This is a genomic window from Neobacillus oceani, from assembly GCF_046237595.1.
Lineage (GTDB): Bacteria > Bacillota > Bacilli > Bacillales > Cytobacillaceae > Bacillus_D > Bacillus_D oceani.
Window position 1 is genome coordinate 4,157,583 of sequence record NZ_CP143543.1, and the last position, 13,231, is coordinate 4,170,813.

12 protein-coding genes and 1 pseudogene are annotated in these 13,231 nt (G+C 47.0%); 2 read left to right on the forward strand and 11 right to left on the reverse strand.

Annotated features, from left to right (window positions below; translation table 11 throughout):
• Positions 1–184: 184 nt before the first annotated feature.
• The 11 genes and pseudogenes from V1499_RS21045 to V1499_RS21095 all read right to left on the reverse strand — a co-directional run bounded on the left by V1499_RS21045 (position 185) and on the right by V1499_RS21095 (position 10,825).
• Positions 185–715, reverse strand: coding sequence for a chromate transporter (locus V1499_RS21045; protein WP_409272304.1), 531 nt, complete (start codon positions 713–715; stop codon positions 185–187).
• The gene (locus V1499_RS21050) at positions 712–1,266 is read right to left on the reverse strand and encodes a chromate transporter (protein WP_409272306.1); all 555 of its coding nucleotides are present in this window, start codon (positions 1,264–1,266) and stop codon (positions 712–714) included. Before V1499_RS21050 ends, V1499_RS21045 begins: the two co-directional genes overlap by 4 nt.
• Before the next feature lie 12 nt (positions 1,267–1,278).
• Positions 1,279–2,142 carry a DUF1028 domain-containing protein gene (locus V1499_RS21055; protein ID WP_409272308.1) on the reverse strand — a complete coding sequence of 288 codons (864 nt, stop codon included), beginning with the start codon at positions 2,140–2,142 and terminating at the stop codon, positions 1,279–1,281.
• Between the two features lie 148 nt (positions 2,143–2,290).
• On the reverse strand, positions 2,291–2,839 hold the full coding sequence (gene hpf / locus V1499_RS21060; protein WP_409272310.1) for a ribosome hibernation-promoting factor, HPF/YfiA family: 549 nt from the start codon (positions 2,837–2,839) through the stop codon (positions 2,291–2,293).
• Between the two features lie 203 nt (positions 2,840–3,042).
• The gene (locus V1499_RS21065) at positions 3,043–3,759 is read right to left on the reverse strand and encodes a ComF family protein (RefSeq protein WP_409272311.1); all 717 of its coding nucleotides are present in this window, start codon (positions 3,757–3,759) and stop codon (positions 3,043–3,045) included.
• 112 nt (positions 3,760–3,871) lie between these two features.
• On the reverse strand, positions 3,872–5,377 hold the full coding sequence (locus tag V1499_RS21070; protein WP_409272313.1) for a DEAD/DEAH box helicase: 1,506 nt from the start codon (positions 5,375–5,377) through the stop codon (positions 3,872–3,874).
• Positions 5,367–6,368, reverse strand: coding sequence for a nuclease-related domain-containing protein (locus tag V1499_RS21075; RefSeq protein ID WP_409272314.1), 1,002 nt, complete (start codon positions 6,366–6,368; stop codon positions 5,367–5,369). The genes V1499_RS21070 and V1499_RS21075 overlap by 11 nt, the downstream gene beginning before the upstream one ends.
• A 1,056-nt stretch (positions 6,369–7,424) precedes the next feature.
• Complete coding sequence (locus V1499_RS21080; protein ID WP_409272316.1) at positions 7,425–8,264, reverse strand: DegV family protein; 840 nt, start codon at positions 8,262–8,264, stop codon at positions 7,425–7,427.
• 230 nt (positions 8,265–8,494) lie between these two features.
• A pseudogene (locus V1499_RS21085) lies at positions 8,495–8,638 on the reverse strand (5'-nucleotidase C-terminal domain-containing protein); the annotation flags it as partial.
• Between the two features lie 318 nt (positions 8,639–8,956).
• Complete coding sequence (locus V1499_RS21090) at positions 8,957–9,643, reverse strand: response regulator (protein ID WP_409272317.1); 687 nt, start codon at positions 9,641–9,643, stop codon at positions 8,957–8,959.
• A 33-nt stretch (positions 9,644–9,676) separates the two neighbouring features.
• Entirely contained in the window at positions 9,677–10,825 is a 1,149-nt protein-coding gene (locus V1499_RS21095) for a sensor histidine kinase (RefSeq protein WP_409276359.1), read from the reverse strand.
• 410 nt (positions 10,826–11,235) lie between these two features.
• Between V1499_RS21095 and V1499_RS21100 the strand changes: the two genes are divergently transcribed.
• On the forward strand, positions 11,236–11,877 hold the full coding sequence (locus V1499_RS21100) for a YigZ family protein (RefSeq protein WP_409272318.1): 642 nt from the start codon (positions 11,236–11,238) through the stop codon (positions 11,875–11,877).
• Positions 11,878–11,968: 91 nt separating this feature from the next.
• The gene (locus V1499_RS21105) at positions 11,969–13,012 is read left to right on the forward strand and encodes an LCP family protein (protein ID WP_409272320.1); all 1,044 of its coding nucleotides are present in this window, start codon (positions 11,969–11,971) and stop codon (positions 13,010–13,012) included.
• The last annotated feature ends 219 nt before the right edge of the window (positions 13,013–13,231 follow it).

Consider the following 13,231-nt stretch of genomic DNA (forward strand, 5'->3'; position numbering starts at 1 on the left):
ATTTCGGGTTGCTTTTATTCTTTTCCCGGGAAATATTTGCTGAAACTTGCCGTATTAGCTCTCTTTTTCCTACTTAGCGACATTAGTTGTAAAAGGAAATCCTACAGGTATGTCGATTTTTTCACACACAAAGTCTGCATACCAAAAAACCGAAAAGGTTCCTTCCCCTTTTCGGTTTTTCTATTTATCCAAGAAATATCGCCCCATACAAAAGGCTTCCGGCAATGACATAAGCCGGATGGACATTTATTTTTTCCATCAGGACAAGGCTGGCCGCTGCGAGGAATACCGTGTGCAAAAGGCCCGGCCCCTGGTAAGATTCAATAAAAAAGTCATATGCCATGACGGCTAGCAAAGCGGCGATGACCGGCCGGACGATGATGGTCATGCGTTTTACTTTTGGCGATTCCTTGTGTTTCATGAGCAGACTAAGCAGCCCAATCATCAGTACCAACGATGGGGCGACGCTGGCGAAAACTCCGACAGCCGCGCCTAGTGTGCCGCCCATCTCATAGCCTATGTAGCCAGCCATTTTGGTTGCGATTGGCCCAGGGAGCGCGTTCCCCATTGCGAGAACTTCGGAAAATTCGCTGGTTGTCATCCAGCCATAGCGGTCAACAACTTCGGTTTCAATCAATGGAATAGTCGATGGCCCGCCGCCGTATCCAAGAATTCCAGGAATGAAAAACGCCCAGAATATCTGCAGATAAATCACGGTGTACCTCCCTCCTTCTTGTCCCTTTTCAGCAAGGCACCGAGAAGCAGGGCAAAAATGATGATGGCCGGATGGACACCGAGTGCTTCAAGAAGGACAAAGCTTCCTACCAGCAACATAATCGTCCAGACGTTTCCAAGGGTTGAGCCTAGTGATTTTTTAATAAAATCCCATGTCATCGTCAAGAGCATGACGGCGACCACCGGGACGACCGCGCTAGCCGCCCCCTGGACCCATGGCTGATCCTTGAAAGCATTCAGCCCGGTTAGGAGCAGAATCATTAAAATGATGGTCGGGACGATCGTTGCCAAGACGGCATTCAGCATCCCTGTATATCCCGCAATCCGGTATCCGATGTAACCCGCGAGTTTTGTTGCGATTGGCCCCGGAAGTGCGTTTGCGAGGGCGAGGACATCGCCAAACTCCTCGCTGTCCATCCATTTGTAGCGGGACACGACTTCTTTTTGGACGAGAGGGATGGATGAAGGTCCCCCGCCGTATCCGAGCATGCCAACCCGGAAAAAGGCCATGAATAAATCAGCTTGTTTCATTCAACGTTCATCTCATTTCTGTTGTGTAGACGGTTCCTGTGTTTTCATGTATTCAAGAACATCGAGGTCGATGTAGCCTTCCTCCTGTTCCCGCATTTCAAAGTTTTCAGTGTGCAAATAGGCTGTTAGCGCTTTAAGTGTTTCCTGTTTACCGGCAATGTTTGTTTTAAAATAACCAAGGCGCCCTAAATGCTGAACAAGCTCGGTTTCAACGTCGCCTGTAATCGGTACGATCCGCTCCGGCTTGGAAGGTGCGAAATAAAGCTGCTGGAGGCCGTAAATACGGATCAGTTCCTTAATTGGTTCTGGATGGTCGTCGACCCGGAGATCAACGTAACGGTCATTGAAAGCGCCGTAACCTCCCCGCTCCTTGACGACGTAGAGAGCGGCGGACTGTTGGCCTCTGGAATCCCCTCCTGCCGCCTGGCCCGCGTCCAGTGCCGCCAAAAGGCGTTCGGCAAGGGTTCCCTTCGTCTCCATGAATGCCGCGGCCATTTGTGAAACGGTTGTTTCATCGACAAGTATGTTCCCCTGGGCCGCAAAATGGGGCCCAGTTACGCCCCCTGCCCACTTGTAGCACTGAGAGCCTGTAAAAGTCGCGGCATTGCCTTGGGCATCAATAAGGCCAACCTGGCGCATTTCCCGTTCCCTGTCTTCCTCAAGGATGATTTGCAGCGTTTCTTCCGCTGTTTTCCCAGCGGCCATAAGCTCGAGTGCCTTGGGGCCATACGTTGTGTTGGCGTACGACTGGGTTGCAACCGCGCCGACACCGGCTTTCGCCCACGGCACCACCGCGCCCACTCCGAGAAATTTTGATTGGACGGCTATCCCCCATTCTTTTTCAACTGGATCGAACCCGACAATGGAAAAGGTCATGTAAACGTCCCCCTTCGTATGTATTGTACATCTAATACCCTACATTTCGATACTCTAAATGAAAATCCTTTACATTTTTAAAAAGAGCTCCCGGTTACGGTTTTAGTTAAAAAATCCGGCTCCCGAAACGGGAACCGGATTGCATTTTTTAATGGGCTTCAATCAAACCGTAGCGGCCGTCGTGGCGCTTGTAAACTACGTTGGTTTGGTTCGTTTCAGCGTTCGTGAAGACGTAGAAGTTATGGCCAAGCATGTTCATCTGAAGGATGGCCTCTTCACTGTCCATTGGCTTTAGTTCAAATCGCTTTGTACGGACTACCTCAAGTTCTTCATCCTCGAACTCGGATGAATCGGATCCCTGTACAGTTGCGAACAGCGCGGCGAAATCGCCTTTTTCACGGAATTTACGGTTTACTTTCGTTTTATGCTTACGGATTTGGCGTTCCAATTTATCGGTAATCAAGTCGACCGCTGCATACATGTCTTCATGGCTCTCTTCGGCGCGGAGGACTAGATGCGGCATCGGAATGGTCACTTCCACTTTGGAAGTTTTGTCTTGGTAAACTTTTAGATTTACGTTTACATTTGAATCCGGGGCCTCAGTAAAGTACCTATCCAGTTTGGAAATCTTTTTTTCCACATACTCGCGAATTGCTGGAGTTACTTCAATGTTTTCACCACGAATGTTGTAATTCATAATGAAACTCCTCCTTTTGTTAAGACTATGTAAATATACTTCTCTCTTACCCTATGAGAATCCTGCTAAAACAGAACAAAAAGTTTGTCGAAAATTTTACAATTGCCCTAAGGATATAGTGACAACCTTCTTTTTTCACAAAAACATACGTTATTTTGCTTTACCAGTTGGTTTTGGAGCTTGTCGCAAAATGGAGATTCGTGTCATCCTCTGGCAATCGTTAGAGAGGATATTTCCCCAGCCCCCGCTTCCTTCAGCAGTTTAGCCGCATGGCGGAGAGTCGAACCCGTTGTGTAAATATCATCAATGAGAAGGATTTTTTTCGAGTTGAGTATTGGAGTTTCCACGAGGCGGAAAACCTGCGGGATATGGATCCGCGCTTCCCGGGATTTCTTCGATTGCTTTTCACCGTGGGTCCTTGCAAGCAAAAGCTCATATGGCAGCCCTGCTTCCCTTACGATCGCCTCCGCCTGGTTAAAGCCCCGCTCATACTGTCTTTCTGGGCTTAACGGGATTGGCACAACAATATCCGGCTTCCACTTTCTGATTTCCTTAGCGGCCAATTCGCTGAACGCCCTTGCCAGGATGTAATCACCCCGGTACTTAAACCGTGCAATGACTTCCTTTAGAAAATCATTGTATACGTAAAGCGAACGGTTCCGGGTAAGCAGCCCCGTCCACTCATCATCCTGTTCCCAGCGGTGGCAGTCACCGCAAAGCTCTCCGACCCTGAACCTCTCGTCGTATCCGGAAAACGGGCGCCCGCAAATGCCGCATTGGCTTCCGTCCACTCTTTGTAGGCGTTTCGTGCATGGCTCGCAAACTATGTATTCCTTCACTTGCGCAAATAGGTTAGTCCATGATTCCTCTTCATCGGTTTCATTCCCGCACAGCAGGCAGCGGTTTGTTGTAAAAAGCATTTAAGCCCTCCTCTATCAATTCCCGGGTTCATTTTCGTATTTCCGGAGCGGCCAATCGGCTGAAAGGCCATGCCAGGATTTTTGCGTAAGGATAAATTCCAGTAGCCAGTTATTAATCAAGCAGACCCTTGGCTTTCCCCTCCCTGTTCATCGCGAGTATTTGCTTTCGGGAATCGACCATCGCATTTGTTTTTCCAAAATGAAAGAATGTTACGACACCGGTTGGGTGCTTTGCGCTCCTTCCTGCCCGCCCGGCGATTTGGACGAGGGCGCTTTCGGCAAAAATGCGGTCCTCAGCACCAATGACTGCGACATCAATGTTTGCGAGTGTGACGCCGCGCTCAAGGATGGTGGTAGTCAGGAGGATGGGCGTTTCTCCGTTCCGCATTCTCTGAACCTTATCTTTTCGGTCAGGGTCCCCGGCGTGGACAGATTCGATTCCTTTATGAAGTTTTTGTAAAATCGGCAAAGCGGCCTGCATCAATTCGATATTCGGGAAAAAGATGAGTGCCTGCTTGCCTACCTTGATTCTTTCGTTGACCCATCTTGCGCATTCTTTTGGCAGCTGATTTTTTTGAAGCTGTTTCCGCCAGTTGCCGCACCAGGAAAATTCGGGGACGGGAAGAGGATGCCGATGGAACCTCGCCGGTATTGTTACGTATGGGCGTTTCCCGGACCGGCATTCCGCCTGCCACTTTGTGCTCGGGGTGGCGGTAAGATAAATGATGGAGGAGACCGGCTTTCTTGCCCTTTTAGCGGCATATTGGAGCGATTCATCCATTGTGTACGGGAATGCATCAACTTCATCAAGGATCATCGTTTCAAACGCATGGCGGAACCGGAGCAGCTGGTGGGTCGTCGCAATCGTCAGCTGGGCACATGTGTGGCGCTCCTCGGTTCCACCGTACAAGGAAGCGATTTTTATGGAAGGAAAGGCCTCCTTAAGGCGGGGAGTGAGTTCGAGGACGACGTCAGTCCTTGGGGTGGCGATACAGGCCCGTTTACCGCTTGCGATCGCTGCTTCAATCGCCGGAAACAGTACCTCAGTTTTCCCCGCTCCACAAACAGCCCAGACTAGGACACTAGTATTCTCGTGGACGGCTTCTGCAGCCCTGGTTGCTGCGACGAGCTGGCCATCGGAAAGAGTCCCATCCCAATCGAGAATTTTCCCAGTGGCTTGAAAAACTGATGGCGGTCCCGACCAGCCAATCAGCGGGGTGCAATCACTGATCCGCCCCATCATGATGCACTTCCTACAATACCTGCAAACTTCCCCGCACCGGGAACATGCAAATGATGCGAACAGCTGGGGATCCTTGTTCCCACACCGGAAGCAATGAGGTTTTTTTCTAATATATTCGATTCCTTTCGAATAAGTTAGGATGCCATTTTCATAGTGATCCTGGATTTCTTCAAGTGGCAGTTCGATATCGTCGAAGAGAAGCTGTTTTCCGGCGAGGAGTTCCTGTAGGTTTGGGTTCGGGGTAAAATCGGGGTTGAGCGGTGGATGCGGGATGGTTTGCAGTTGGGAGATCCGTTGGGTGCCAGGAGGAAAATGCGGCTGTTCTTCTTTTGGGTAGATAGGGACAATTTTGCCTTGTAAAATTTCAAATCTCATACTGCTCTTCCTCTCCAAAGTTCATATTGGCAGGTACCAATGAAGTAGGAGCAAAATAAACTCTCCCTTTCCCTTCCCCACTCCATGTCAGTTGGCTGTTTGTTAAAATGCGATATGCCACGCGCCTCGACTTAATCTCAAGAAAAGTGCGCAGCTGCTTATTTGTAATGGATGGACGAAAGATGAGAAAGTAATCCTTTAATTTCTGTAAGTGTGCATCCTGTGAACCATTGCCACAGTGGCAGCAAATCCACCTTGCATTCACAAACACCATTTTCCCGTTGCATTTTTGGCAAAGAACCCCTTTCAAAATATCCCTCTCCATTAAGCGGTAAATTTCTAATATATTCTGTTGTTCGGGGCTATGAAGTTTAAGAAGAAAATTGCAAACTTCTTCGATTTCAGAGGTTTGGATAACATCATCAGTATAATAGTCATCCAACTCAATGATTTTCTGGACAAGGCTGGAAGCATGGCAAACTCGCTTCTTCGTTTTTACGTCTGATTTTAAAATCGTTTTAGGGCTGGCAACAGAAACTATATAATCGAAAGGCAAATTGGGGATTAACTTTAATAAAATCGCTTTGAGCTGCAGGAGAATATTCTTCGCTTGGGTGATCGGGTCTTCAAAGGCCTCTTCCGTATCACCGTTAATCCGGATCAGTTGGTCAAATACACCATCAAAAAATAAGATTCCTTTAATATTTTTCGATTCAATTACTAGGCAATATCTCGTGGTTAAAATGAGGGAATCGATTTGAAAAAAGCTTCCTTGGAACGGGATTCGGAGGTCATTCAGAATGTAGTATTTGTTTTGATGGGGAAGTAATCGGAGGTAGTAATCAATCTGGGTTTCTCCCCAGTAACCTGCTTTTCGCCGATAATAGTCGTTTTCAATTACCGGATACGCTGGATTTTTAGGAGAAATGTTCCTGAGGAGGGCTTCATCCTTGAGGATGCGAAGGGGGATTGTTCTTTCTTTTACTTTCAAAAAATTCCACTCCTTTTTGGTTGTAATTTGGTGATTTCTCTATGAATGGTCGCTTTCCCTTCCTGAATTGCAGGGAATATTTGAACATTCTTTGAACACCGTTGGAAACAGCTGATTATACTGGGCGTATCTAGCAACTTGCTAGCGGTTTCTAGCTTTTATGAACCAGTTTTGGCAGTTTATGAACCGCGTTGAACGTTTTATGAACCAGTTACAGATTTTATGAACCAATCGAGCGGTTTTTTGAACCGGATTTCCTAATTTATGAACCGAGACCTGTTAATCTGACAAAGACTCATGAAAGTAAAAAATCCACCCAGCTCCACCTGGGTGGCTGGCGGTTGACTTACTTGCCACGCATCCTAATTTCAGTACCAACATGATAGCGGCCTCTAGCTTTTATGAACCAGTTTTGGCAGTTTATGAACCGCGTTGGACGGTTTATGAACCGGTTTCGGATTTTATGAACCAATCGAGCGGTTTTATGAACCGGATTCCCAATTTATGAACCGAGACCTGTTAATCTCACAAAGACTCCTGAAAGTGAACAAGCCACCCTGCTTCGCCAGGATGGCTGGAGGCTAGCTTACTTACCGCCGTTCCTTATTTTAGTATCAACATGATAACGGCATCTAGCTTTTATGAACCGCGTTGAACGTTTTATGAACCGGTTTCGAATTTTATGAACCAATTAAGCGGTTTTATGAACCGGATTCCCAATTTATGAACCGAGACCTGTTAATCTCACAAAGACTCATGAAAGTGAAAAAGCCACCCAGCTCCGCCTGGGTGGCTGGCGGTTGACTTACTTGCCGCGCTTCCTAATTTCAGTATAAACATGATAGCAGCCTCTAGCTTATATGAACCAGGTTTGGCAGTTTATGAACCGCGTTGAACGTTTTATGAACCGGTTTCGGATTTTATGAACCAATCAAGCGGTTTTTTGAACCGGATTCACAATTTATGAACCGAGACCTGTTATTCTCCAAATGACTCAAAAATAAAGAAGCCACCCTGCTTCACCCAGGGTGGCTACAAAACTACATACTAAAATCCCTATTTCTTGTACCAACCCATTCCCATCGCACCTTCTCCAAGATGGGTACCAATAACGGCGCCGAAATAACTGACCATGAACTCGACGTGGGGGAAGGCCGTTTCAAGTTCGGCTTTCCATTCGAGGGCTTCATCCTCGCGGTTGGCGTGGATGATAACTGCTCTGTATTGGCCGCCTTCAGCGACGGATTCGCCGAGCAGATCAACAATCCGGTTCATTGCCCGTTTTCGGGTTCGGATTTTTTCAAAAGGAACGATTTTTTTGTCCTCGAAATGTAAGAGCGGTTTGACCTGGAGCAGGCCACCGATGAACGCCTGGGCACTGGACAGGCGGCCGCCGCGCTGGAGATGGGAGAGGTCATCGACCATGAAATAGGCGCGGACGGATTGCTTCATTTCTCCAAGCCTGGCGAGAATGGCATCCGGTTCTTCGCTGCGCTGTGCCATTTCAGCCGCCTCAAGGACATAGAATCCCTGTACCATGCAGCTGATTTCTGAATCGAACGGGTAAAGCTTCGCCCCTTCGACCATACCGCCCGCTGTTACGGCACCCTGGTACGTACCGCTGATTCCGCTCGACAAATGGATACTGATGATCGCATCGTATTCACGGGCAAGCCGTTCATACAGCTCGACAAACTGTCCGATCGGCGGCTGGGAAGTCGTTGGTAATTCCTTTGTTTTGACCTCCTCGTAAAATTCGGCCGCTCCCAATTCGACCTCTTCCTGATACGCTTCTTCACCGAAAATGACATTCAACGGAACCATGTATATATTCAATTTTTCCCGCACGTCACGGGGTATGTAGGCTGTGCTATCTGTTACGACTGCCGTTTTCATTGTTTACCATCCTTATCCAATCTTCGTTGCTACCATTGTACCGAAACTACGGCCCGAATGCACCATTGAACAAAAGCGCAGCACCATGATTCTTTAAAACAACCAAACTATGCCAACAAACAAAATAGCAGACAAATAGCAACAACGCCCAACCTGCCAGGGAAAACGAAAAACTGTTTCATAACTGTTAAACGCACAACCTGCTCTCTGAAAAACTATAACCGCATCCTTGCACGATAATTGTTCGTTACGACAATGAATTGCTGTGCTGGATTGATTGGTTGCCCATTGTATTTCAGGTGTTTAATCCGGTTTGACGATGCATTTAGGACATTCCCGTTTGGATCGTATTTTGCCGGCTGGGTTACATCGATTTCATCCAAAAGAGAATTAAGTTCGTGAAAAATGGAGTTTCTTAGATTCCTATCAGTAACTTTTCCAAAAACCCTATCAATTCGACAATTTTCTAGTTGAATTGCCCAAGAAAACCACAAGCTTTAACCCTTATTTTTGTAAAAAAAGAACACGGGAATCCTCCCGTGTTCTTTGGCCCATGTAACTTGATGAACCTATGTATGTTGTGGCAGCCCACACCAGTCAGGGCATTCTTCTTTCTAAAATGGCTGTTACTGCCCGAACCGGCCGTTCGACTTTTACATCGCAGTAGCGCCCGAATCCGGCCGCTCAAAACCTTATTTAACTTCCACCCAGCCGTTTTTGATGGCTACAACGACTGCCTGGGTACGGTCGTTCACATTCATCTTTTGCAGGATGTTGCTTACATGGTTCTTGACTGTCTTTTCGCTAATGTAAAGGGCTTCACCGATGCCGCGGTTGCTTTTCCCATCAGCGAGCATTTGAAGCACTTCGCATTCCCTCCGCGTCAGGAGGTGGAGCGGGCGGCGGATTTCAGGCTGCTGGAGTGTTGCGGCCGCGCTTTCTTCACCGGATCCGACCAAGCGGCGATATTCGTTTACAAGGTTATGCGTTACCTTCGGATGGAGATAGGAGCCCCCGGCGGCAACGACCTTGACGGCCTCGATAAGCGCGTCGGCATCCATTTCCTTTAAAAGGTAGCCGCAGGCGCCTGTCTGAAGCGCATGCATCACATAATTCTCATCATCATGAATCGACAGGATGATAACCTTCGCATCCGGATAACGTTCCATCACGCGCCCCGTTGCCTCTACCCCGTTCAGGGTAGGCATATTGATGTCCATGATGACAACATCCGGATCAAATTCCCGGATCAAATCGAGGGCAGCAGTCCCGTCATCTCCTTCGGCAACAACCTGAAAAGACTTTTCAAACTCAAGGATCCTTTTTACACCTTCACGAAAAAGCTGATGGTCATCAATAATTACTATTCTCGTTTTCAATCCTATCGCCTCCTTGTAACTACTGCCTGCCACTTACTTCCCATCCGGAAATGGAACCTGGATAATGACCGCGGCTCCCTTCCCTGGCTTGGAGGAGATGGCAAATTGGCCTCCCAAAAGGTCGACTCTTTCCTTCATTCCCATTATGCCAAACGAATTGTACTTCCTTTTTTTCGGATCAAATCCTTTACCGTCATCTTTTACAACGACGGTAACAGCGTTCCCTGATATTTCGAGCTTTACCTGGATTTCAGTCGCCTCCGCATGCTTAAGCGCGTTTTGGACAGATTCCTGGATAAGCCTGAACAGCGCTACCTCGTAATTGGCGGGAAGGCGTCGCTCTTCTTTCAAGTTGAAAAATGTAATTTTTACTGTTTTGTAATAATCTTCAATGGTCCTCAAGTATTTTTTGAGGGTCGGTACGAGGCCGAGATCATCGAGAGCCATCGGGCGCAAATCGTAAATGATCCGGCGCACTTCGTAGAGTGAGGTCCTGACCATTTGCTTAAAGCTTTTTATTTCGGCAATAGCGGCCTCTATTCCGTCTTCACGGTAAACGCGCTCAATCAAATCGGAGCGCATCATGACATTTGCAAGCATTTGCGCGGGCCCGTCATGGATCTCCCGCGACAGCCTCTTCCGCTCTTCTTCCTGCGCCTCGATGATTTTTATGCCGAATTCCTGCTTGAGCTTTGCATCCTCAAGGATTTCGCCCATTTCCTTCAAGTCGCTCATCAAATAATTCATGACGACGGAAATTTGCGAAACAAGGTGGTCTGCCCGATCAATTGTTTCCCGGATGCTACACATCCTTCGTTGCAAATCTTTTTTCCGTTCACCGAGCTGCCGTTCCATCTGCCTGTTCAGGGTCAGTTCCATCTGCAGCTGGTGCGCCTTCTCGTAGGCTTCACGCACTTCATCCTCGGTATAATCCTTAAAGTGCATGCTCACTTCGGAAAGAACATCCCGCGCTTTGCGCACCTGTCCCTCGAGCCTGTCTCCCTCACATATCACCCTGGCGGTTAGTTCTTCAACCTCTGCCAGTTCGGATGTGAGCATTTCATGGTCGGTTCTCGATTGCTCGCCGATCCTGAAAATTTCATCCTTGCTCTTCCCGACGGATTCAATCATTCTTTCAAGAATGATATCTAATGTTTTCGTATCAAAATCCTTTATACCCATTGCCATTCTCCGCCCCACCTAAACTCCGTAACGGACTCGGCTGCCATTTGGCAGATTAAGCCCTTTTTCCCTAGTTTATCGTGAAAGATAAAATGAAACTATCTAAATTTGGCATAAATTTAGGTTTTCGCCAAAAATCGGCAATTCGATTCACGATTGATTTCTCTATCTAAATCCTTTAGCCTATAGGATGGGTGGCTAAACATTATTGTACTAGGATTTTTTAACTAAACTCAAAATTTTGGTTCCCTGAACTACTAAATTACACTATACAAACAGTAATAATTATAGCATGTTAAAATTTTTCAATGTTGAATATTTTAGTTTTTTTAGCTAAAAAGGACTATAGTAGAGGTTGGGAAATATTAAATAACGGGTAGTTAACAAGAAGGGAAGAAAGGAGCCCTGGAATGCTTGCTTTTTATCGTACTGTGAAACAAACTGGCACACATGAGATCGTCATCGAAAAATCACGGTTCATCGCGCATTGTGCCCGTGCCGAATCGGAAGCCGAGGCACAGGATTTCATCGCGGAAATCAAGCGGCTCCACCGGGACGCGACCCATAATTGCTCCGCCTACCTGATAGGCGAAAACGACCAAATCCAAAAAGCGAATGATGACGGGGAACCGAGCGGTACAGCCGGGGTTCCCATTCTAGAAGTTTTAAAAAAGAAGAACTTGAAGGACTCGGTCGTTGTTGTAACAAGGTACTTTGGAGGCATCAAGCTTGGCGCTGGCGGATTGATTCGCGCCTATGGCAAATCTGCTTCAGAAGGGCTCAATGCAACTGGGATTGTGGAGAGAACCCTTATGCAAAGCATGAAGGTTTCGGTCGACTATACTTGGATTGGGAAACTTGAAAACGAATTGAGGAGCTCGCCATACATCCTGAACGGTGTCGACTATGCGGAAAAAGCGATTTTTGACGTTTTTGTGAAGGAAAATGAAACAGGGGAGTTTACTGCCTGGATGACTGAGCTGACAAACGGCCAGGCTTCAATAACAAAAGGCGGCCTAAGCTATTTGGAAAAAGACTGGATTGAAAAATAATCCTATTTACTCTAGTTGGAAATTACTATAAAATAAAGTATTGCCGTAAGCTATTTATGTTTCATATTTCGACTTAAGTGAGGATAATTCCATGATTGAGAATACACGAATAAAAAGGAAGAAGAAACGGAAAATGCGGGTTTTCCGGATTATTGCTCTGCTGATGGCATCTCTTGTGATTGGAACCGTCTCCTTTTTTGCATATGAGATTTTTTATAGTACCCAAAAAGCTTCTAAGAAAATATACCATCAGCTTGAGGCTGATAAAAAAACCCCTGATGTCCAAGTTACAAAGGATCCATTCACTGTCCTGCTTGTTGGGCTCGAAACCCAAGGTGGCGGGGAGCGGTCGGATGTCCTTATGCTGGCGACTGTCAATCCGAGAACCGAAAAAATTTACATGCTAAGCATCCCGAGGGATACGAGGCTGTATATCGACGAGGTAGGCTATAAGACGAAAATTACGCATTCGTACGGGAATGGCGGAATTGAAACGACCATCAAGGCAGTCCAGAGCCTTCTGGACGTCCCAATCGATTACTATATTTCTACCAATTTTGATGGATTCGAGGATGTTGTCGATACGCTGAATGGCGTAAAAGTCGATGTTCCTTTTACATTCAAAGCGCAGTTGACCGGCAGCTTGAAGTGGAAGACATACTATAAGGGCGAGATGCAGCTAAACGGAAACGAAGCTCTTGCTTACGTCCGGATGAGGAAAACCGACCCGAACGGCGACCATGGCCGGAATCAGCGCCAGCAGCAGGTCATTAAGGCGATTATTGACAAAGGCACTTCGTTCACCTCAATTACTAAGATTGATAATTTGATAGACGATATGGGGGAAAACGTGAAAACAAACATCCCTCCATCCAAGTTTGCAAGCTTTGTGAAACTTTATTCCAAACTTAAAAACGCGCCAATCGAGAACCTCAAGATTGAGGGTACCGACAAGACGATCAACAATGGCTCCTATTTCATCCCGGACGAAGATTCACTTGCCGAACTCACCACACTGCTTACACAAGCGCGCGGTGAAGGTTCCGGAAGTTCTTCTTCGCTGGCAGGCTCAAGTTCGGCTAATTCCGCTGCGGCATCAGGCTATGATGGGGACAGCGGGAACGGGAATGAATAAGATCCGCCGGTTGCCCATTTCCACATAAAAATATCGTAAACAGGCTTCCGCCATTCGGGCGGGAGCTTTTTTTGTTTTTAAACAAACGGTAATTTATCCCAGTGAATCCAGTTCTTTTTTCGTTAAAAATCCCGTTGTATAGCAGGTTCAGCCGAAATTTTATTCTTTCCAATTTGACCAATAATCTCCCAAACTGCCAGAATAGAACTATATTCGCAT

What these genes read in the sequence shown, in the direction of transcription:
- V1499_RS21070 (WP_409272313.1), bottom strand. Translation starts at nt 5,377, where the DNA reads ATGAGATTTGAAATTTTACAAGGCAAAATTGTCCCTATCTACCCAAAA.
- V1499_RS21095 (WP_409276359.1), bottom strand. Translation starts at nt 10,825, where the DNA reads ATGGGTATAAAGGATTTTGATACGAAAACATTAGATATCATTCTTGAA.
- hpf (WP_409272310.1), bottom strand. Translation starts at nt 2,839, where the DNA reads ATGAATTACAACATTCGTGGTGAAAACATTGAAGTAACTCCAGCAATT.
- V1499_RS21080 (WP_409272316.1), bottom strand. Translation starts at nt 8,264, where the DNA reads ATGAAAACGGCAGTCGTAACAGATAGCACAGCCTACATACCCCGTGAC.
- V1499_RS21065 (WP_409272311.1), bottom strand. Translation starts at nt 3,759, where the DNA reads ATGCTTTTTACAACAAACCGCTGCCTGCTGTGCGGGAATGAAACCGAT.
- V1499_RS21100 (WP_409272318.1), top strand. Translation starts at nt 11,236, where the DNA reads ATGCTTGCTTTTTATCGTACTGTGAAACAAACTGGCACACATGAGATC.
- V1499_RS21055 (WP_409272308.1), bottom strand. Translation starts at nt 2,142, where the DNA reads ATGACCTTTTCCATTGTCGGGTTCGATCCAGTTGAAAAAGAATGGGGG.
- V1499_RS21105 (WP_409272320.1), top strand. Translation starts at nt 11,969, where the DNA reads ATGATTGAGAATACACGAATAAAAAGGAAGAAGAAACGGAAAATGCGG.
- V1499_RS21050 (WP_409272306.1), bottom strand. Translation starts at nt 1,266, where the DNA reads ATGAAACAAGCTGATTTATTCATGGCCTTTTTCCGGGTTGGCATGCTC.